Genomic DNA, 20,375 nt, shown 5'->3' on the forward strand with positions numbered 1-20,375 from the left:
GGAATGCTCAGAGTCGCTGTAAACGGTGGTCTTGCAGAGGATAGCCCTGTTCGCGGTAGAAACGGAAACTCTCCCGCGCGGCCGCCCGAATTGTCGGATCTTCCACCACCACTTCCGCCACACGGGCGAATTTGCTGGCGAAGGCCGGGACTTTCAGGTCGAGGTTGACCAGCAAATCCTGGTGCTGACCGCAGTCATCACCCAATCCCAACACAATCAAACCGTCCGGTTCGCTGTCAGCCGGGCCATGCGGCACGAAGGTTTCGCCCTTGAATGCCCACAAGCGCGCATCGAGATCGTCGCGCTGAGCGGCATCGCTGCAATGCAGGTAGATGCGATGGCCCATGCGCCAGGCTTTCTCGGTGAGCTTGCAGGCAAAGTCCAGGCGCGCCGAAGGGTCGGCGCTGGGCAGGATATAGAAGTCGACTTTGGTCATTGCGGTTCCAGAGCAGCGAGCGGCGTCACCGGAAAGTGACGCCGCTTGTCAGCGGGTTCAGGCTTTGGCGCGATCCAGCAGGTACTGGGTCAACAGAGGCACCGGACGACCGGTTGCGCCTTTGTCCTTGCCGCCGCTGGTCCATGCGGTGCCGGCGATGTCCAGGTGCGCCCAGTTGAGGTTCTTGGTGAAGCGCGACAGGAAGCACGCAGCAGTGATGGTGCCGGCTTTCGGCCCGCCAATGTTGGCGATGTCGGCGAACGGGCTGTCCAGTTGCTCCTGGTATTCGTCGAACAGCGGCAATTGCCAGGCGCGGTCGTCGGCAGTCTGGCCAGCGCTCAACAGTTGGCTGATCAGTTCGTCGTTGTTGCCCAGCAGGCCCGAGGTGTGTGCGCCCAGTGCCACGACGCAAGCGCCGGTCAGGGTGGCGATGTCGATCACCGCTTGCGGCTTGAAACGCTCGGAGTAGGTCAGTGCATCGCACAGCACCAGACGGCCTTCGGCGTCGGTGTTGAGGATTTCCACGGTCTGGCCGCTCATGGTGGTGACGATGTCGCCCGGACGCGAGGCATTGCCGCTCGGCATGTTTTCCGCGCAGGCGAGGATGCACACCAGGTTGATTGGCAGTTTCAGCTCAAGCACGGCACGCAGGGTACCGAACACGGAGGCTGCGCCGCCCATGTCGTACTTCATTTCGTCCATGCCGGCACCCGGTTTCAGGCTGATGCCGCCGGTGTCGAAGGTGATGCCTTTACCGACCAGTGCGTACGGTTTCTCGGATTTCTTGCCGCCGTTGTATTGCATGACGATCAGGCGCGGCGGTTGCTCGCTGCCCTGGCCGACGGCGTAGAACGAGCCCATGCCCAGGGCTTTGATCTTCTTCTCGTCGAGGACTTCGACTTTCAGATCCTTGAACTCTTTGCCGAGGTTCTTGGCTTGTTCGCCGAGGAAAGTCGGGTGGCAGATGTTCGGCGGCAGGTTGCCCAGATCGCGGGTGAAGGCCATGCCGTTGGCGATCGCCGTAGCGTGATTCACCGCGCGCTGCACTTCGGCCTGAGCAGCCTTGATGGTCAGCAGGGTGATTTTCTTCAGGGCGCGCGGTTCGGCTTTCTGGCTCTTGAACTGGTCGAAGGTGTATTCGCCATCCACCAGGGTTTCTGCCAACAGACGGGTTTTGCCGTAGCTGTCGCGGTTTTTGACAATGATTTCATCCAGTGCCAACACGGCGTCGCTGCCGCCCAGACCTTTCAGGGTGTTGAGAATGCCGGCAACGATTTTACGGAATGGACGGTCGCCCAGTTCCTCATCCTTGCCCACGCCGACCAGCAGCACGCGCTCGGCTTTCAGGTTCGGCAGGCTGTGCAGCAGCAGGCTTTGACCGACTTTACCAGCCAGATCGCCACGCTTGAGGACGGCGCTGATTGCGCCACCGCTCAGTTCGTCGACCTGTTTGGCGGCGACACCGAGTTTGCGGCCTTCGCCGACGGCAACCACCAGGGTGGCGGTTTTCAACGTTTCTGGGCTAACGCTTTTTACAACCAGTTCCATGTCCGGATCCCTGAATGAATGGTCAACACGCAGGCGTTCGACGGTGTCCGCAATCGCCTGCTTATAGAGAGAAGAGGCGCAGGCCAAAGCCTGCGACAAGGGCCGCAGTTTGAACCCCGCTCCCCGCGCCTGACAACCCTAGGGGGCGTTCTCAATTAGTTTTCACACCGCGTTGTCGCCTTAAAGCCAGCCAGGCAAGGCGCAGGCCGCTGGGAATGGTTGTTCCCTTTCCAAGGCCTGCAACGCAGGCTGGCCGGCTTTAAGGCACAACCCGAAGGGCCGGGCCTGCTGTTGTGCAGGGCTGCGTTGCTCGAAGCTTATTTGGAATGACCAAACCACGCTTCTCGCGCCTTGCCCAGCACAACAGCAGACCCGGCGCGGTGTGAAAACTAATTGAGAAAGCCCCCTAGGTTGTACGATCTGCAAAGGATTACAGACATGGATGAGTGTGCGCAGTGACAGGCGCCCTCAATCACAGGATAATGCCGCATCTTTTTTCGACGGCTCTGCGTTGCGGGCCGGTCGATGTGTTTGCTTGTTTGGCCGCCTTAGCCTGACAACCCTGGAGTGTCTGGTTTGATCGTCTTCCGTTATCTGTCCCGCGAAGTCCTGTTGACCCTCAGCGCCGTGAGTGCTGTGCTGCTGGTCATCATCATGAGCGGTCGCTTCATCAAATACCTCGCTCAGGCCGCTGCCGGCCAGCTCGATCCGGGCTCGCTGTTCCTGATCATGGGCTTTCGTCTGCCGGGGTTCCTGCAACTGATTCTGCCGCTGGGCCTGTTCCTCGGGATCCTGCTGGCGTACGGTCGCCTGTACCTGGAAAGCGAGATGACGGTGCTTTCGGCCACCGGCATGAGCCAGCAGAAGCTGTTTCGCATGACCCTGTTCCCGGCGACGCTGGTGGCACTGGTGGTGGCATGGCTGAGCCTGGGCCTGGCCCCGCAAGGCGCCAATCAATTCCAGTTGCTGCTGAACAAGCAAGACGCCCTGACCGAATTCGACACCCTCGAGCCGGGTCGCTTTCAGGCCCTGCGTGATGGCACTCGGGTCACCTATACCGAGACCCTGAGCGACGATCGCGTCAATCTGGGCAGCGTATTCATTTCGCAGAAAAACCTCGGTGCCGATCAAAAGGATCGCGGGATTTCCGTGCTGGTGGCCGAAAGCGGTCGCCAGGAAGTGCGCCCCGACGGCAACCGCTATCTGATTCTCGATAACGGCTACCGCTACGACGGCAGCCCGGGTCAGGCCGATTACCGCGCCATTCACTACGAAACCTACGGTGTGCTGCTGCCCAAGCCAGACGTCAGCGAAGAAGTCACCGACCGTGACGCCATGCCGACCTCGTCTCTGCTGGGCAGCGATGACATCCGCTCCAAAACCGAACTGCAATGGCGTGTGTCCCTGCCGCTACTGGTGTTTATCGTGACCCTGATGGCGGTGCCGCTGTCGCGAGTCAATCCGCGCCAAGGGCGTTTCCTCAAGCTGCTGCCGGCGATTCTTCTTTATATGGCTTACCTGACCATTCTGATTGCCGCCCGCGGCGCCCTTGAAAAAGGCAAGATTCCGCCAGCCCTGGGCCTGTGGTGGGTGCATGCGATCTTCCTGTTCATCGGTCTCGGTTTGCTCTATTGGGAGCCGCTGCGTCTGAAGATGGCCAGCCGTCGCGCTGCAGCGCTGGAGGTGGCCCGTGGTTAAACTCGACCGCTACATCGGCAGCAGCGTGTTCATGGCGATCATTGCCGTGCTGGCAATCATTCTCGGTCTGGCAACCTTGTTCGCCTTCATCGATGAGATGGGCGACGTCAGCGACACCTACACCCTCGTCGATGTTCTGAGCTTTGTGTTGCTGACCGCGCCACGCCGTCTCTACGAAATGCTGCCGATGGCGGCGTTGATCGGTTGCCTGATCGGCCTCGGCAGTCTGGCCAGTAGCAGTGAGCTGACCGTCATGCGCGCCGCTGGCGTGTCCATCGGCCGTATCGTGTGGGCTGTAATGAAGCCCATGCTGGTGCTGATGCTGGCTGGCGTGCTGATCGGCGAATACGTTGCTCCGGCAACCGAGAGCATGGCCCAGGCCAATCGCTCGCTGGCGCAGGGCAGCGGCGACGCGCAAAGTGCCAAGCACGGTATGTGGCACCGTCAGGGTGAAGAATTCATCCACATCAACGCCGTGCAACCCAACGGCCTGCTGTATGGCGTGACCCGTTATCACTTCGACAAAGAGCGTCACCTGCTGAGTTCGAGTTTCGCCAAGAAGGCCGAGTTCGACGGCAACAAGTGGCAGCTCACCGACGTTGCCACCACGCTGTTCCATGAACGCAGCACCGAAGTCGTCAATACCCCGAGCGAGCAATGGGACGTGGCGTTGAGCCCGCAATTGCTCAGCACCGTGGTCATGGCACCGGAATCGCTGTCGATCAGTGGTTTGTGGGGCTACATCCACTATCTGTCCGAGCAGGGCCTGAGCAACGGCCGCTACTGGTTGGCATTTTGGGTCAAGGTGTTGCAGCCGCTGGTGACCGCAGCACTGGTGCTGATGGCGATCTCCTTCATTTTCGGTCCGCTGCGCTCGGTAACCCTCGGTCAGCGGGTGTTTACCGGCGTGCTGGTGGGCTTCACCTTCCGTATCGTCCAGGATTTGCTCGGCCCGTCGAGCCTGGTGTTCGGTTTCTCGCCGCTGTTTGCGGTGCTGGTGCCGGCCGGGGTCTGTGCGCTGGCGGGTGTCTGGCTGCTGCGAAGAGCCGGTTGATGACAGGCGATTGACCTGTGTTTTAAACCTCGAAAACGCCTCGGTCGACAGATCGGGGCGTTTTTGCATGCAATCCGGGTGACAGGCGAACGTGACGCTTGCGCCGTGTATCAGGTACAATTCCCGGCTATTTTTCGGCGGGCCATGCCTGCAGCCTTTTTGAGTGTTGATCCGTGAGTGATTTGAGTCATATCCGCAATTTCTCCATCATCGCCCACATTGACCATGGCAAGTCGACGCTGGCCGATCGCTTCATCCAGATGTGCGGCGGCCTGGCCGAGCGTGAAATGGAAGCCCAGGTGCTGGACTCCATGGACCTGGAACGTGAACGCGGGATCACCATCAAGGCCCACAGCGTCACCCTGTATTACACCGCCAAAGACGGCATCAAGTACCAGCTGAACTTCATCGACACCCCGGGCCACGTCGACTTCACCTACGAAGTCAGCCGTTCCCTGGCTGCGTGTGAGGGTGCCTTGCTGGTGGTCGATGCCGGTCAGGGCGTTGAAGCTCAGTCCGTAGCCAACTGCTACACCGCGATCGAGCAGGGCCTTGAAGTCATGCCGGTGCTGAACAAGATCGACCTGCCGCAGGCTGATCCTGATCGCGTAAAAGACGAAATCGAGAAAATCATCGGCATCGATGCCACCGACGCCGTTACCTGCAGCGCCAAAACCGGTCTGGGTGTCGACGAAGTGCTCGAGCGCCTGGTGCATACCATTCCTGCGCCGACCGGCAACATTGAAGATCCGCTGCAAGCGTTGATCATCGACTCGTGGTTCGACAACTACCTGGGCGTTGTTTCCCTGGTACGTGTACGTCATGGCCGCGTGAAGAAGGGCGACAAGATCCTCGTCAAGTCCACCGGCAAGATTCATCTGGTCGACAGCGTGGGCGTGTTCAACCCTAAACACACCGCCACCACTGATTTGAAAGCCGGCGAAGTGGGCTTCATCATCGCCAGCATCAAGGACATTCACGGTGCACCGGTCGGTGACACCCTGACCCTGGCCTCGACCCCGGACGTTGAAGTGCTGCCCGGCTTCAAACGCATCCAGCCACAGGTTTACGCCGGTCTGTTCCCGGTCAGTTCCGACGACTTCGAGGACTTCCGCGAAGCGCTGCAGAAGCTGACCCTCAACGACTCGTCGTTGCAGTACACCCCGGAAAGCTCCGACGCACTGGGCTTCGGCTTCCGTTGCGGCTTCCTTGGCATGTTGCACATGGAAATCATCCAGGAGCGCCTCGAGCGCGAGTACGACCTGGACCTGATCACCACTGCGCCAACGGTAATTTTCGAGCTGGTGCTGAAAACCGGTGAAACGATTTACGTCGACAACCCATCCAAGCTACCGGATGTGTCGTCGATCGAAGACATGCGCGAGCCGATCGTGCGGGCCAACATTCTGGTGCCGCAAGAACACTTGGGCAACGTCATCACCCTGTGCATCGAGAAGCGTGGCGTTCAAGTCGACATGCTGTTCCTCGGCAATCAGGTGCAGGTCACCTACGACCTGCCGATGAACGAAGTGGTCCTGGACTTCTTCGACCGTCTCAAATCCACCAGCCGCGGCTATGCTTCGCTGGATTACCATTTCGATCGTTACCAATCGGCTAATCTGGTGAAACTGGACGTGCTGATCAACGGCGACAAGGTCGATGCCCTGGCGTTGATCGTGCACCGTGACAACTCGCACTACAAAGGTCGCCAGTTGACCGAGAAGATGAAAGAACTGATTCCTCGTCAGATGTTCGACGTAGCCATTCAGGCCGCCATTGGTGGTCAGATCGTTGCCCGGACAACCGTCAAGGCGCTCAGAAAGAACGTATTGGCCAAATGCTACGGCGGTGACGTCAGCCGTAAGAAGAAACTGCTCGAGAAGCAAAAGGCCGGTAAGAAACGCATGAAGCAGGTCGGCAACGTGGAAATTCCACAAGAAGCCTTCCTCGCAGTGCTCAGGTTGGATAGTTAGGTCCTATGTCACTAAATTTCCCGCTGTTGCTGGTCATCGCCGTGTTCGTCTGCGGCCTGTTGGCGTTGCTTGATCTGTTGATCCTGGCGCCGCGTCGGCGTGCTGCCATTGCCTCCTATCAAGGCAGTGTCAGCCAGCCTGATGTAGTGGTCGTTGAAAAACTGAACAAAGAGCCGCTGCTGGTCGAATACGGCAAGTCGTTTTTTCCGGTGTTGTTCATCGTGCTGGTGCTGCGCTCGTTCCTTGTGGAACCGTTTCAGATCCCTTCGGGCTCCATGAAACCCACCCTGGACGTCGGCGACTTCATTCTGGTGAACAAGTTTTCTTACGGGATCCGTCTGCCGGTGATCGACAAGAAAATCATCGAAGTGGGTGATCCGCAGCGCGGTGATGTGATGGTGTTCCGCTATCCAAGTGATCCGAACGTCAATTACATCAAGCGTGTAGTCGGTCTGCCGGGCGATACGGTGCGTTACACCGCCGACAAGCGTCTGTTCATCAATGGCGAGTCGGTGGCCGAACAGTTGGTCGGCCCGGAGCCAGGCATGCTCGGCAGCGCCGAGTTCTACAAAGAAAAACTCGGCGCTGCCGAACACCTGATCCGCAAGGAAATGAGCCGTTACCGCGCCACGCCGGACCATACCTGGACCGTGCCGGCCGGGCACTACTTCATGATGGGCGACAACCGCGACAACTCGAACGACAGTCGCTACTGGGATGATCCGAACATTCCCAAGGATCTGCTGGGCATGGTTCCAGACCAGAATATCGTCGGCAAGGCCTTCGCGGTCTGGATGAGCTGGCCGGAATCAAAACTCAGTCACCTGCCGAATTTTTCGCGGGTTGGCCTGATCAAGTAATTACACACGGCGCTGTTGACCACAGCGCCGAATGCATTTCTGGAGCCGGCACAATCGGCTTCGCAATCGCCAGGATTTAATTTTTGAACACAGCGTTAATTGTCCCAGGCCTGCGCCGCATCCCGGCGATGGCAGTGGAATTCAGCCACGAACTCAGCGTGGGTAAACCGTGAGCGTTTCTCTAAGCCGTCTCGAGCGCCAGCTCGGTTACACCTTCAAGGATCAGGAGCTGATGCTGCTGGCCCTGACGCACCGAAGTTTTGCCGGGCGCAACAACGAGCGTCTGGAATTCCTCGGCGATGCCATCCTCAATTTTGTCGCCGGCGAGGCACTGTTCGATCGCTTCCCGCTGGCCCGCGAAGGCCAGTTGTCGCGTTTGCGCGCACGCCTGGTAAAAGGTGAGACGCTGGCCGTACTGGCTCGCGGTTTCGACCTTGGCGATTACCTGCGACTGGGTTCCGGTGAGTTGAAAAGCGGCGGTTTCCGTCGCGAATCGATTCTGGCCGATGCCCTCGAAGCCTTGATCGGCGCGATCTACCTTGACGCCGGCATGGACATGGCGCGCGAGCGCGTGCTGGCCTGGCTGGCCGGCGAGTTCGAAGGCCTGACGCTGGTCGATACCAACAAGGATCCGAAGACCCGCCTGCAGGAACACCTGCAATCGCGAGGTTGTGAACTGCCACGCTACGAAGTGGTGGATATCCAGGGCGAGCCGCACTGCCGAACCTTCTTCGTCGAGTGCGAAGTTGTCTTACTGAATGAAAAAAGCCGAGGTCAGGGTGTAAGCCGTCGTATTGCCGAACAGGTAGCGGCTGCCGCAGCACTGATTGCCCTGGGCGTGGAGAATGGCAATGACTGATACAAACGCAACTCGCTGTGGCTATGTTGCCATCGTCGGCCGTCCCAACGTCGGTAAGTCGACGCTGCTGAACCACATCCTTGGCCAGAAGCTCGCGATCACCTCGCGCAAGCCGCAGACCACTCGCCACAACATGCTCGGGATCAAAACCGAAGGTGACGTGCAGGCGATCTACGTCGATACCCCTGGTATGCACAAGGGGGGCGAAAAGGCCCTGAACCGTTACATGAACAAAACCGCTTCGGCAGCGTTGAAAGACGTCGACGTGGTGATCTTCGTCGTTGACCGCACCAAGTGGACCGACGAAGACCAGATGGTCCTGGAGCGCGTGCAGTACGTCACCGGCCCATTGATCGTTGCGCTGAACAAGACCGACCGCATCGAAGACAAAGCCGAGCTGATGCCGCACCTGAGCTGGTTGCAGGAGCAGTTGCCGAACGCGCAGATCATCCCGATCTCCGCGCAGCACGGGCACAACCTCGACGCGCTGGAAAAGGTTATCGCTGATCATCTGCCGGAGAACGATCACTTCTTCCCGGAAGACCAGATCACCGACCGCAGCAGCCGGTTCCTTGCCGCCGAACTGGTACGCGAGAAAATCATGCGCCAGATGGGCGCTGAGCTGCCGTACCAGATCACCGTCGAAATCGAAGAGTTCAAGCAGCAGGGCAAGACCCTGCACATTCATGCTTTGATCCTCGTTGAGCGTGACGGCCAGAAGAAGATCATCATTGGCGACAAGGGCGAGCGTATCAAACGCATCGGCACCGAAGCGCGCAAGGACATGGAGCTGCTGTTCGACTCCAAGATCATGCTTAACCTGTGGGTCAAGGTGAAGGGCGGCTGGTCCGATGACGAGCGTGCGCTGCGTTCGCTGGGTTACGGCGACCTGTAAGTACACGGTTGTCGCAACACCGAAAAAACCTGTGGGAGCGAGCTTGCTCGCGATGGCGTAGTGCCAGACGACATATTTGTTGACTGACACCCTGCTTTCGCGAGCAAGCTCGCTCCCACATTGGTTTTGGGGTGAATAAAAAACCGCGTTTTTATCAATGAGAGCTCCATGTCGCAAAACCCGCCTCCCGCCCAACCCGCCTACGTCCTGCATTCTCGCGCCTACCGCGAAACCAGTGCGTTGGTGGACTTCCTCACGCCGCAAGGTCGGCTGCGGGCGGTGTTGCGCAGTGCGCGGGGCAAGGCCGGGACATTGGCGCGGCCGTTCGTGGCGCTGGAAGTCGAGTTTCGTGGCAAGGGCGAGCTGAAGAACGTCGGGCGCATGGAGAGCTCAGGCACCTCGGCGTGGCTCAACGGTGAAGCGCTGTTCAGCGGTCTCTATCTCAATGAGTTGCTGATCCGCTTGCTGCCTGCCGAAGACCCGCACCCGGGTGTCTTCGATCACTACGCCGCGACCTTGCTGGCATTGGCCGAAGGTCGTCCACTGGAGCCGTTGCTGCGCTCCTTCGAATGGCGGCTGCTGGACGATCTCGGTTACGGCTTTTCGTTGAATACCGACGTCCATGGCGAACCTGTTGCGCCGGATGGTCTTTATCGTCTGCAAGTGGATGCCGGGCTTGAGCGGGTCTTTCTGCTGCAACCCGGCCTGTTCAACGGCGTCGAATTACTGGCCATGGCCGAAGCCGACTGGACCGCCCCCGGCGCGCTCTCCGCCGCCAAGCGCTTGATGCGTCAGGCACTGGCTGTTCACCTGGGTGGTCGCCCTCTCGTCAGTCGCGAGCTGTTTCGCAAGCCCTAAGGGTCTGTTTACGTCTGGACGCGGCGCAACGGGCGCTGGCTGCGCGCAGGGCCGCGTTGCTCGGAACTCATTTGGCGCAACCAAACTTCGTTCCTCGCGCCTTGCCCTGCACTCAGCCAGCATCCCGTTGCCGCCGCGCCCAGACGTAAACAGACCCTTCACCGTGTATGCTGTGCGCCGAATCTTTTTCTTCAGGAGCGCGCATCCGTGACCACCAGCAATCGCATTCTTCTTGGCGTGAACATCGACCACGTCGCCACCCTGCGTCAGGCTCGTGGCACGCGCTACCCGGATCCGGTCAAGGCGGCGCTGGACGCGGAAGAGGCGGGGGCCGATGGCATCACCGTGCACCTGCGTGAAGACCGTCGGCATATCCAGGAGCGCGATGTCTTGCTGCTCAAGGATGTGCTGCAAACCCGCATGAACTTCGAAATGGGCGTCACCGAAGAAATGATGGCGTTTGCCGAACGCATTCGTCCGGCGCACATTTGCCTCGTCCCGGAAACCCGTCAGGAGCTGACCACTGAAGGTGGCCTGGATGTGGCGGGACAGGAAGAGCGCATCAAGGCAGCGGTTGAACGTCTGTCGAAGATCGGCAGCGAAGTGTCGCTGTTCATCGATGCCGACGAGCGCCAGATCGCAGCGTCGAAGCGTGTCGGTGCGCCGGCCATCGAACTGCACACCGGCCGTTACGCCGATGCCGAAACCCCGACCGAAGTGGCAGAAGAGCTTAAGCGTGTCGCCGATGGCGTGGCGTTTGGTCTGGCCCAAGGCCTGATCGTTAACGCGGGTCACGGCTTGCACTACCACAACGTTGAAGCCGTAGCGGCGATCAAAGGCATCAACGAACTGAACATCGGCCATGCGCTGGTGGCGCATGCGTTGTTCGTGGGCTTCAAGTCTGCGGTAGCGGAAATGAAGGCGCTGATCCTGGCTGCTGCCAAGCCTTAAGCTTCAACTCAAAACCCTTGTAGGAGTGAGCCTGCTCGCGATAGCGGTGTGTCAGACAAAATTAATTGACTGACCCACCGCTATCGCGAGCAGGCTCACTCCTACATTTGATTTGGGGTGTTGATTAGAGCGGGGCAGGTTCTTGAGCGGGTTTCGACTTGTCGATACCGGGCACATGCAGATTGCCCTCAGCCACTTGATCACCCTCAAGTTGCGGCTGCGTCACCCAGGTCAGAATGTCGTAGTAGCGACGAATGTTCGCCACAAAGTGCACCGGCTCGCCGCCTCGGGCGTAGCCATAACGCGTCTTGCTGTACCACTGCTTCTGCGACAGGCGCGGCAGGATCTTCTTCACATCCAGCCATTTGTCCGGGTTCAGCCCTTCCTTGGCCGTCAGCTTGCGCGCGTCATCCAGGTGGCCACTGCCGACGTTGTAGGCCGCGAGTGCGAACCAGGTGCGGTCCGGCTCCTTGATCGAATCGTCGAGCTGATCCTTCATATAAGCCAGGTACTTGGCGCCGCCCATGATGCTCTGCTTCGGATCGAGGCGGTTGGACACGCCCATTGCCTGTGCCGTGTTCTGGGTCAGCATCATCAGCCCGCGCACGCCGGTCTTCGAGGTAACCGTCGGCTGCCACAGCGATTCCTGATAACCAATGGCCGCCAGCAGACGCCAGTCGACTTTCTCTTTCTTCGCGTAATTCTTGAAGTGCTGTTCGTATTTCGGCAGGCGCTGCTGCAAGTGCTGGGCGAAGGTCGTGGCGCCCATATAGCCGAGAACATCGACGTGGCCGTAATAGCGATCCTTCAAGCGTTGCAGGGTGCCGTTCTTCTGCACCTTGTCCAGATACGCGTTGATCTCGTTGAGCAGACTGTTGTCTTCGCCCGGGCCAACCGCCCAGCTCTGGCTGCGCGCATCACCGAGGTCGAAGGCCACACGAATATTGGTGAAGTACACCTGATTCATCGCCACTTCGTTGGAATCGACCAGGGTCAGGTCGATCTGGCCTTCATCGACCATGCGCAGCAGGTCGACCACTTCAACCGCGTCGGACTCTTCATACTCGATGCCGGGGAATTTCTTTTTCAGCTCCGCCAGTTGCTCGGCGTGGGTGCTGCCCTTGAGCACCATGATCTTCTTGCCGACCAGATCGCCGGGATCGGTCGGCCGCGACTGGCCGTTGCGATAGATGATCTGCGGGGTGACTTCAAGGTAGGAGTGCGAGAACCGCACCTGCTGCTTGCGCTGTTCGCTGCTGACCAGACCGGCGGCGGCCAGCACCGGGCCGTTCGGCTTGCCGATCTGATCGAACAAGTCATCGAGGTTGTCGGCGGTCTCGATCTTCAGCTCTACGCCCAAATCGTCGGCGAAACGCTTCACCAGCTCGTATTCGAAGCCGGTTTCACCGCTGCGATCCTGAAAGTAGGTGGCGGGGCTGTTACGGGTAATCACCCGCAGCACACCATCCTCCTTTACGCGCTCGAGTGTGTTGGGTTTATCAACACAGCCACCAAGCATCAGGAAGAGTCCGGTTGCGATCAGCCATTTGGCGTACCGCGGACGCAAAGCCGTTGGGAAAAACATCTGCGCAGTATACGCAAACGGCTGCGGGCGCCATATCTCGACAGTGCAGGGTGAGTCTGCTAGCGATCACAAAACTGCACGAAACCCCGCAGAAACGGGGCTTGACGGCATTTTGTTACAGTAAAAATAAGCGGCCTCTGAATCGCTGATTTACCTGACTCTGAAGTCGGAAACACAGATTGATACCCGAGTGCAACCGTGCGTAGCGTTTCGGGTGATGTTGAGGGCGGTTTAGGCTAGAATGCACGGCCTCAAAGCACACCCCTTCCCGAGGCTGTCCCGAAGATGTTGATCCTGCGCGGCGCTCCTGCCCTTTCTGCCTTTCGCCACAGCAAACTCCTTGAGCAACTGAGCCAAAAGGTTCCAGCTGTCAGTGGCCTGTATGCTGAATTCGCTCACTTCGCCGAAGTCACCGGCGTCCTGACCGGCGACGAACAGCAGGTGCTTGCGCGCCTTCTGAAGTACGGTCCAAGTGTTCCGGTACAAGAGCCGACCGGCCGTCTGTTTCTGGTGTTGCCGCGTTTCGGCACCATCTCGCCATGGTCGAGCAAGGCCAGCGACATCGCCCGCAACTGCGGCCTGAGCAAGATCCAGCGTCTGGAGCGCGGTATCGCCTTCTACGTTGCCGGTCAGTTCAGCGAAGCCGAAGCGCAGCAGATTGCCGACGTGCTGCATGACCGCATGACCCAGATCGTCCTGGCCAACCTCGAACAGGCCGCCGGTCTGTTCAGTCACGCCGAGCCGAAGCCGCTGACTGCAATCGACCTCCTCGGTGGTGGTCGCGCTGCGCTGGAAAAAGCCAACACCGAGCTGGGCCTGGCTCTGGCCGAAGACGAGATCGACTATCTGGTCGACGCCTTCAATGGCTTGAAGCGCAACCCGCACGACATCGAACTGATGATGTTCGCCCAGGCCAACTCCGAGCACTGCCGCCACAAAATCTTCAACGCCAGTTGGGATATTGATGGTGAGAACCAGGAAAAAAGCCTGTTCGGCATGATCAAGAACACCTACGTGATGCACAGCGAAGGCGTTCTGTCGGCTTATAAGGACAACGCCTCGGTGATCGTCGGCAACGTTGCCGGCCGTTTCTTCCCGAATCCTGAAACCCGCCAGTACGGCGCGGTGCAGGAGCCGGTGCACATCCTGATGAAGGTTGAAACCCACAACCACCCGACCGCAATTGCTCCGTTCCCGGGCGCGTCCACCGGTTCCGGCGGCGAGATCCGTGACGAAGGTGCAACCGGCCGTGGCGCCAAGCCAAAGGCTGGCCTGACCGGTTTCACCGTGTCCAACCTGCAGATCCCGGGCTTCGAACAGCCGTGGGAAGTGCCGTACGGCAAGCCTGAGCGCATTGTTACCGCGCTGGACATCATGATCGAAGGCCCGCTCGGCGGCGCTGCGTTCAACAACGAATTCGGTCGTCCGGCCCTGACCGGCTACTTCCGTACCTTCGAACAATCGATCACCACCCCGCACGGTGACGAAGTTCGCGGTTACCACAAGCCGATCATGTTGGCCGGCGGCATGGGCAACATCCGTGAAGAACACGTCAAGAAAGGCGAGATCGTCGTTGGCTCCAAGCTCATCGTCCTCGGCGGCCCGGCGATGTTGATCGGTCTGGGCGGCGGCGCTGCTTCCTCGATGGCCACCGGCACCAGCTCGGCGGATCTCGACTTCGCTTCCGTGCAGCGTGAAAACCCTGAAATGGAGCGTCGCTGCCAGGAAGTCATCGACCGTTGCTGGCAACTGGGTGACAAAAACCCGATCAGCTTCATCCACGACGTGGGCGCGGGCGGTCTGTCCAACGCCTTCCCGGAACTGGTCAACGACGGCGACCGCGGTGGCCGTTTCGAACTGCGCAACATTCCCAACGACGAGCCGGGCATGGCCCCGCACGAAATCTGGTCCAACGAATCCCAGGAACGTTACGTTCTGGCGGTAGGTCCGGAAGACTTCGAGCGCTTCCAGGCGATCTGCGAACGTGAGCGTTGCCCGTTTGCCGTAGTCGGCGAGGCGACTGCCGAGCCGCAACTGACCGTGACCGACAGCCACTTCGGCAACAACCCGGTGGACATGCCACTGGAAGTGTTGCTGGGCAAAGCCCCGCGCATGCACCGTTCGGTGGTTCGCGAAGCTGAGTTGGGCGATGACTTCGATCCGTCGAACCTCGACATCAGCGAGTCCATCGAACGCGTTCTGCATCACCCGGCCGTGGCGAGCAAAAGCTTCCTGATCACCATCGGCGACCGCACCATCACCGGCCTCGTGGCCCGTGACCAAATGGTTGGCCCATGGCAGGTTCCGGTGGCCGACGTTGCTGTCACCGCCACCAGTTTTGACGTTTACACCGGTGAAGCGATGGCGATGGGCGAGCGGACTCCGCTGGCACTGCTGGACGCTCCGGCGTCGGGCCGCATGGCCATCGGCGAAACCCTGACCAACATCGCTGCTTCGCGTATCAACAAGCTCTCCGACATCAAACTGTCGGCGAACTGGATGTCGGCGGCCGGCCACCCGGGCGAAGACGCGCGTCTGTACGACACCGTGAAAGCGGTCGGTATGGAACTGTGCCCTGAGCTGGGCATCACCATTCCGGTGGGCAAGGACTCGATGTCCATGGCCACCCGCTGGAACGATAACGGCGAAGAAAAAACCGTGACCTCGCCGATGTCGCTGATCGTGACCGGTTTCGCGCCAGTGGCTGACATCCGTCAGACCCTGACTCCGGAACTGCGCATGGACAAGGGCACCACCGACCTGATCCTGATCGACCTCGGTCGCGGTCAGAACCGTATGGGTGCTTCGATCCTTGCTCAGGTTCACGGCAAGCTCGGCAAACATGCGCCGGATGTCGATGACGCCGAAGACCTGAAAGCCTTCTTCGCAGTGATCCAGGGCCTCAACGCCGACGGTCACCTGCTGGCTTATCACGACCGTTCCGACGGTGGTCTGCTGACCTCCGTGGTGGAAATGGCCTTCGCCGGCCACTGCGGTCTGAGCCTGAACCTCGACAGCGTTGCCGAGTCTTCGGCGGAAATCGCTGCGATCCTGTTCAACGAAGAGCTGGGTGCCGTGATCCAGGTTCGTCAGGACGCCACGCCAGATATCCTCGCGCAATTCAGCGCGGCCGGTCTGGGCGACTGCGTGTCGGTGATCGGTCAACCGATCAACAATGGCCAGATCAACATCACCTTCAACGGTGACACCGTGTTCGAAGGTCAGCGTCGTCTGCTGCAACGTCAGTGGGCCGAGACCAGCTACCAGATCCAGCGTCTGCGTGATAACGCCGACTGCGCTGAGCAAGAGTTCGACGTGCTGCTGGAAGAAGACAACCCGGGCCTGAGCGTCAAGCTCAGCTACGACGTCAACCAGGACATCGCCGCGCCTTACATCAAGAAAGGCATCCGCCCTCAGGTTGCCGTGCTGCGTGAGCAGGGCGTCAACGGTCAGGTGGAAATGGCCGCCGCGTTCGACCGCGCCGGTTTCAACGCGATCGACGTGCACATGAGCGATATTCTGGCCGGCCGTGTCGACCTGAACGAGTTCAAAGGTCTGGTGGCCTGCGGTGGTTTCTCCTACGGCGACGTTCTCGGCGCCGGTGAAGGCTGGGCCAAGTCGGCACTGTTCAACAGCCGCGCCCGCGATGCGTTCCAGGGCTTCTTCGAGCGTAACGACAGCTTCACCCTCGGCGTGTGCAACGGTTGCCAGATGATGTCCAACCTGCACGAGCTGATTCCGGGCAGCGAATTCTGGCCGCACTTCGTGCGCAACCGCTCCGAGCAGTTCGAAGCGCGTGTCGCGATGGTTCAGGTTCAGGAGTCGAACTCGATCTTCCTGCAAGGCATGGCCGGTTCGCGTATGCCGATCGCCATTGCTCACGGTGAAGGTCACGCCGAGTTCTCCAGCGAAGAAGCCCTGCTGGAAGCCGATCTGTCCGGTTGCGTGGCGATGCGTTTCGTCGACAACCATGGCAAGGTCACTGAGCGTTATCCGGCCAACCCGAACGGTTCGCCGCGCGGGATTACCGGTCTCACCAGTCGTGATGGCCGTGTGACGATCATGATGCCGCACCCGGAGCGTGTGTTCCGCGCGGTGCAGAACTCGTGGCGTTCGGAAGACTGGAACGAGGATGCACCTTGGATGCGTATGTTCCGTAACGCGCGCGTCTGGGTGAACTAAGGCCTGTGTACAAGCTCGCCTTTTTTGTTCCTGACAGTCATGTCGAGGTGGTCAAAGGGGCTGTGTTCGCTGCCGGTGGTGGGCGGATCGGTGACTATGACCACTGTGCCTGGCAGGTGCTTGGGTCTGGCCAGTTTCGGCCTTTGGACGGCAGTCAGCCGTTCATTGGTGAGGCGGGGCAGGTTGAGCGGGTTGAGGAGTGGAAGGTTGAGCTTGTAGTGGCGGATGAGTTGATCGTGGCTGTTGTGGCGGCGTTGAAGCTCAGTCATCCGTACGAGACGCCGGCTTATGAGGTGTGGCGGCTGGAAGATTTCTGATCTTTCTTGCTGCTGAAACAAGAAACCCGCAGATGAGTGATTGTCTGCGGGTTTTTTGTTGCCTGCGATTTGCTGTTCTGTAGGAGTGAGCCCCTGCTCGCGATGGCGCCCTGACAGGTGACCATGTTCTGGCTGACCGAGTGAATATTCGTTTCTTCGGGTGCTGCGGCTGGCGGTTTCGCCCTTACGGCGACTCACTTTTTTTACAAACCCCTAAAAAAAGTAAGCAAAAAAACGCTTGCCCCAACGTTCGGCCCACTCGCTAAAGCTCGGGGTTCCTTCGCTCCGGGATCCATCCGGGCGCATCGCCTACGGTTTGCTTCGCTGCACCTCCTCTCGATGCATTTGGCTGCGCCAAACGGTCGCTGCGCCCCCACCCCCGGATAAATCCCTCCACTCAGCCTGCCGACGGGGCCGGTGGATCAAGATCACAAGCAGCAGCCGAGCTAACGCTCATCCTGTTGAGTGGTGAGGAGCGGGGTGGTGGTGTTGCTTTGCTCTGTGGGAGCTGGCTTGCCAGCGATGGCGGCCTGGAGGTGACGAAACTATTCGGCGGGCTTCTTTTTTTTTGGGGCCAAGTACTCTTCCAGGGTTAGTTCGCTGTTCCGATCCTTGTTGTATTCATCCCATACCCAAGTTCTCATGGTTTTTTCAGCGCCTTTGGCACCGTTGGCGAACTCTTCGAAAGTAAGAGTTCCGTCTGAATTTTCATCAAGATATCTGAAGGTTTTTTTCAGATGCTCCAGTTGTTCTGCGTCCGTCATTTTCTTTGCCATGTCGCAGCCATCCTTAATGAATTGAGCTTCGGGTTATCGAGGCTACGACATAAAAACTGCCTGATTCAGCCAACGTAATAAGGTCGATCGAGGCGGTCAACTGTCAGACCTGACAGTTGACAGTGCCAGCAATGTGGGGGGGCAGCCGAGCTGGGTTTTGTGCTGGATTCGCCCCTGATCGGATCGCCGCCCGCCCAGCCCTCACCCGAGGGAGAGGAGTCGATTTTTGGACTTTTCAGAATCTGAATTCGACTCGGTATTTCACGTCGGCGTACATCCACCAAACACCTCGGTCAGTCCCCTCTCCCTCTGGGAGAGGGCTAGGGTGAGGGTTTGCTTTTGACTGTTTAATTGTGTGTCGAATAGCAAGAACCTTCCCACAAGGTTTTCAGATTGTCCGTCGGACGCCTGCTCTCTAGGCTTTGTCTGTCGCTGCCAATTCAGCGACCGGGCGTGAGATCCCCGGAATGCTTGCAACTAGCGCCAACACCACGATAATTGGCGCCAGCTCAATCTGCTGCCTGTTTTATGGCGGCTGTGTGCGGGCAGACTTCGGTCTGGCCGGTTGCCTGCTCCGGTGGATCTCACCCTGCACATAGCTGCCACCTCTTCGCCGCGTGAGATCCGGCGAACGATGGCATCCTCACTTGCTGTAGCAGGAGTTGAATTTTGGACAAGCTAATTCCCGACCCACCCCCCGAAACCAAAACCCCACTCGAAGAAGCCCTCCGCGCCGAAGACCAGGCCCGAAACCGCGAAGCCATCAAACGCGCCCTCGACTTCTATCTGTGCCCCGACCCCGCAAAGCCCTGCCGACCGAGCACCATGTTCATGGTCTGTCCTCAAGTCGACACCGAAAGCCTGCTAGCCCACGCTTGCGAGTCATTAGCCTCGGCAAGTACCGCCGCCAGCAACTTCGCCAATGAGCTAAACGGTTCTCAGCGCAGCACCGTATTAGGCATCCAGCAAATCGTCATGCTCGCCGAACTGGCGGTAAACCGAGCGCTGGATCGAGTCGACCCACAAACCTGACGTCCGCGTCATCGTTCATCGCCAGCAGGCTGGCTCCCACAATTGAAACGCACTCCCTTGTGGGAGCTGGCTTGCCAGCGATGAGGCATTAAGAGGCGTCAGACGAGTTTCAGAGCGCAATCAAACCGGGGAATTTTCCTACCACTCTTTCAGGTTGTCCCTCGGAAGTCGCATCCATACCTTGATCTGTCTCTGGCAAACAGCGAGCAGGGCAACAAGTTGCGTCGCTTTAGCCATCGACATGACTCTGAGGTTCAAAAATGGAATTGCTGCCCGTAGTCACTCCCCGTATCAACACGAATACTGCATTGGGGAAGGCATTGGTTTCGATGTTCAAATCAGTCGAAGCAGAATTGACGCAGGAAAATGCCGATCCGGGGGCAGTCAAAATCATCGTCTTTGGTGGTTGCGCCGTACATCTCTACACAAATCATCGTATTTCCATGGATGTCGATGCGGAGATTTATGAAGCTTGCCTTCCGCCAGGGTTCGACCTTCAAGCGCTTCTTGCTCAAGTTCCGGAGCCTTTTATCGACGAGCGCTCCGCTCGTGTGATGGAGCTGAACTACGACCTTCAATACAACACTAGTTTTGGCCCGATCCATGAAGACTACTGGGTGCGAAGTATTCCCATGACTGAGTTTCCGGAGACGTCCCCGCTCCAGATTCACATCGCTGCTCCGGTGGATATTGCAATTACAAAACTTGGTAGGGCTACCGATCACGACGTTGCGGACATCAAGGCGCTTCTTAGAGCCGGTTTCATTCTGACGAGTGATTTCCGGCGTCTGGCATTGCAAGCAATTGATGTATATGTTGGCAACAAAGAGCAACCTGCCTCAGTGCTCTTCAATATCTTGCAGGACTACCTGGAGGAACCAGATGTCGAACTCTCTTGATGATCATGTCCTTTCTTCGGCATTGGATACGTTGGTCAGAAGACCGCTGGATCAAGCCGATGGGACGGCGCTGGTCGATGCAGCCAAAGAGGTCTGGTATTCAAAATCCGATCTTGAGAGTGAGATATCAACATTTCTCAAGTTTCACAGCGATGAAGTCGAGCTGCGGCGAGCGGCTTATCTGCTGGAGCGATTTACGCGTTTCGCATGTGTATCGGATAGCCGCGTATTGGAAACGCTCCATGCACTCGAGCTTTTCAACGCCAAAACACCCAAGCAACACGTCGTTTCTCAACCAGGTGTTTTATTACGCAATCGCCGCGACGAGTTGGCGGTTGCTTGGGGGTTGACGGAAAGTCTGGGTTTGAAGATTCAGGCGCTCATGCCGTACCAGACTCGGCATTACGAGGCGGAACAGCGCGCAAGAATGTCCTGAACTTGAGCAGCATGAA

17 protein-coding genes are annotated in these 20,375 nt (G+C 58.8%); 13 read left to right on the top strand and 4 right to left on the bottom strand.

Annotated elements, in window-relative coordinates; all coding sequences use genetic code 11:
- Positions 1–7 precede the first annotated feature (7 nt).
- A complete protein-coding gene (locus CLU80_RS18785; RefSeq protein WP_007909049.1) occupies positions 8–436 on the bottom strand; it encodes a DNA polymerase III subunit chi in 429 nt (142 codons plus the stop codon).
- A gap of 57 nt (positions 437–493) precedes the next feature.
- On the bottom strand, positions 494–1,984 hold the full coding sequence (locus tag CLU80_RS18790; RefSeq protein ID WP_093436923.1) for a leucyl aminopeptidase: 1,491 nt from the start codon (positions 1,982–1,984) through the stop codon (positions 494–496).
- A gap of 576 nt (positions 1,985–2,560) precedes the next feature.
- On the opposite strand from CLU80_RS18790, the gene lptF reads away from it, so the two are divergent.
- From lptF to pdxJ, 8 genes are all read left to right on the top strand, one after another.
- Positions 2,561–3,682: an LPS export ABC transporter permease LptF gene (gene lptF / locus CLU80_RS18795; protein WP_093436918.1), complete on the top strand. Its 1,122-nt coding sequence runs from the start codon at positions 2,561–2,563 to the stop codon at positions 3,680–3,682.
- Positions 3,675–4,736 (top strand): LPS export ABC transporter permease LptG, encoded by a 1,062-nt coding sequence (gene lptG / locus CLU80_RS18800; RefSeq protein WP_093436914.1) that lies wholly within the window; start codon positions 3,675–3,677, stop codon positions 4,734–4,736. Before lptF ends, lptG begins: the two co-directional genes overlap by 8 nt.
- Before the next feature lie 173 nt (positions 4,737–4,909).
- Complete coding sequence (gene lepA, locus CLU80_RS18805; RefSeq protein ID WP_008083639.1) at positions 4,910–6,709, top strand: translation elongation factor 4; 1,800 nt, start codon at positions 4,910–4,912, stop codon at positions 6,707–6,709.
- A 5-nt stretch (positions 6,710–6,714) separates the two neighbouring features.
- Positions 6,715–7,569 carry a signal peptidase I gene (gene lepB, locus CLU80_RS18810; RefSeq protein ID WP_093436909.1) on the top strand — a complete coding sequence of 285 codons (855 nt, stop codon included), beginning with the start codon at positions 6,715–6,717 and terminating at the stop codon, positions 7,567–7,569.
- Between the two features lie 169 nt (positions 7,570–7,738).
- Positions 7,739–8,428 (top strand): ribonuclease III, encoded by a 690-nt coding sequence (gene rnc / locus CLU80_RS18815; protein ID WP_093436904.1) that lies wholly within the window; start codon positions 7,739–7,741, stop codon positions 8,426–8,428.
- Positions 8,421–9,323 (top strand): GTPase Era, encoded by a 903-nt coding sequence (era, locus tag CLU80_RS18820; protein ID WP_007909024.1) that lies wholly within the window; start codon positions 8,421–8,423, stop codon positions 9,321–9,323. Before rnc ends, era begins: the two co-directional genes overlap by 8 nt.
- Before the next feature lie 168 nt (positions 9,324–9,491).
- Positions 9,492–10,181 (top strand): DNA repair protein RecO, encoded by a 690-nt coding sequence (gene recO, locus CLU80_RS18830; protein WP_093436899.1) that lies wholly within the window; start codon positions 9,492–9,494, stop codon positions 10,179–10,181.
- A gap of 207 nt (positions 10,182–10,388) precedes the next feature.
- Positions 10,389–11,132, top strand: a complete 744-nt coding sequence (gene pdxJ / locus CLU80_RS18835) for a pyridoxine 5'-phosphate synthase (protein ID WP_093436895.1) — start codon at positions 10,389–10,391, stop codon at positions 11,130–11,132.
- A 124-nt stretch (positions 11,133–11,256) separates the two neighbouring features.
- Here pdxJ and mltF read toward each other — a convergent pair whose 3' ends face one another.
- Positions 11,257–12,717 (bottom strand): membrane-bound lytic murein transglycosylase MltF, encoded by a 1,461-nt coding sequence (mltF, locus tag CLU80_RS18840; protein WP_093436891.1) that lies wholly within the window; start codon positions 12,715–12,717, stop codon positions 11,257–11,259.
- A gap of 285 nt (positions 12,718–13,002) precedes the next feature.
- On the opposite strand from mltF, the gene purL reads away from it, so the two are divergent.
- Complete coding sequence (purL, locus tag CLU80_RS18845; protein WP_099758073.1) at positions 13,003–16,899, top strand: phosphoribosylformylglycinamidine synthase; 3,897 nt, start codon at positions 13,003–13,005, stop codon at positions 16,897–16,899.
- Positions 16,900–16,904: 5 nt separating this feature from the next.
- Entirely contained in the window at positions 16,905–17,216 is a 312-nt protein-coding gene (locus tag CLU80_RS18850; protein WP_095050948.1) for a YqfO family protein, read from the top strand.
- 545 nt (positions 17,217–17,761) lie between these two features.
- On the opposite strand, the gene CLU80_RS18855 is transcribed toward CLU80_RS18850, so the two are convergent.
- Positions 17,762–17,992: an EF-hand domain-containing protein gene (locus CLU80_RS18855; RefSeq protein ID WP_099758074.1), complete on the bottom strand. Its 231-nt coding sequence runs from the start codon at positions 17,990–17,992 to the stop codon at positions 17,762–17,764.
- A gap of 669 nt (positions 17,993–18,661) precedes the next feature.
- Between CLU80_RS18855 and CLU80_RS18860 the strand changes: the two genes are divergently transcribed.
- The 3 genes from CLU80_RS18860 to CLU80_RS18870 all read left to right on the top strand — a co-directional run bounded on the left by CLU80_RS18860 (position 18,662) and on the right by CLU80_RS18870 (position 20,359).
- The gene (locus CLU80_RS18860; RefSeq protein ID WP_099758075.1) at positions 18,662–19,024 is read left to right on the top strand and encodes a DUF6124 family protein; all 363 of its coding nucleotides are present in this window, start codon (positions 18,662–18,664) and stop codon (positions 19,022–19,024) included.
- Between the two features lie 260 nt (positions 19,025–19,284).
- Complete coding sequence (locus tag CLU80_RS18865) at positions 19,285–19,923, top strand: DUF6036 family nucleotidyltransferase (protein ID WP_177413067.1); 639 nt, start codon at positions 19,285–19,287, stop codon at positions 19,921–19,923.
- Positions 19,907–20,359, top strand: a complete 453-nt coding sequence (locus CLU80_RS18870) for a hypothetical protein (RefSeq protein WP_099758076.1) — start codon at positions 19,907–19,909, stop codon at positions 20,357–20,359. The genes CLU80_RS18865 and CLU80_RS18870 overlap by 17 nt, the downstream gene beginning before the upstream one ends.
- Positions 20,360–20,375: the final 16 nt, after the last annotated feature.

The sequence above is a fragment of the Pseudomonas sp. 29 genome (assembly GCF_002754355.1).
Classification (GTDB): Bacteria; Pseudomonadota; Gammaproteobacteria; order Pseudomonadales; family Pseudomonadaceae; genus Aquipseudomonas; species Aquipseudomonas neuropathica.

What these genes read in the sequence shown, in the direction of transcription:
- era (WP_007909024.1), top strand. Translation starts at nt 8,421, where the DNA reads ATGACTGATACAAACGCAACTCGCTGTGGCTATGTTGCCATCGTCGGC.
- CLU80_RS18855 (WP_099758074.1), bottom strand. Translation starts at nt 17,992, where the DNA reads ATGGCAAAGAAAATGACGGACGCAGAACAACTGGAGCATCTGAAAAAA.
- purL (WP_099758073.1), top strand. Translation starts at nt 13,003, where the DNA reads ATGTTGATCCTGCGCGGCGCTCCTGCCCTTTCTGCCTTTCGCCACAGC.
- CLU80_RS18785 (WP_007909049.1), bottom strand. Translation starts at nt 436, where the DNA reads ATGACCAAAGTCGACTTCTATATCCTGCCCAGCGCCGACCCTTCGGCG.
- CLU80_RS18790 (WP_093436923.1), bottom strand. Translation starts at nt 1,984, where the DNA reads ATGGAACTGGTTGTAAAAAGCGTTAGCCCAGAAACGTTGAAAACCGCC.
- mltF (WP_093436891.1), bottom strand. Translation starts at nt 12,717, where the DNA reads ATGTTTTTCCCAACGGCTTTGCGTCCGCGGTACGCCAAATGGCTGATC.
- recO (WP_093436899.1), top strand. Translation starts at nt 9,492, where the DNA reads ATGTCGCAAAACCCGCCTCCCGCCCAACCCGCCTACGTCCTGCATTCT.
- CLU80_RS18865 (WP_177413067.1), top strand. Translation starts at nt 19,285, where the DNA reads ATGGAATTGCTGCCCGTAGTCACTCCCCGTATCAACACGAATACTGCA.
- lepB (WP_093436909.1), top strand. Translation starts at nt 6,715, where the DNA reads ATGTCACTAAATTTCCCGCTGTTGCTGGTCATCGCCGTGTTCGTCTGC.
- CLU80_RS18870 (WP_099758076.1), top strand. Translation starts at nt 19,907, where the DNA reads ATGTCGAACTCTCTTGATGATCATGTCCTTTCTTCGGCATTGGATACG.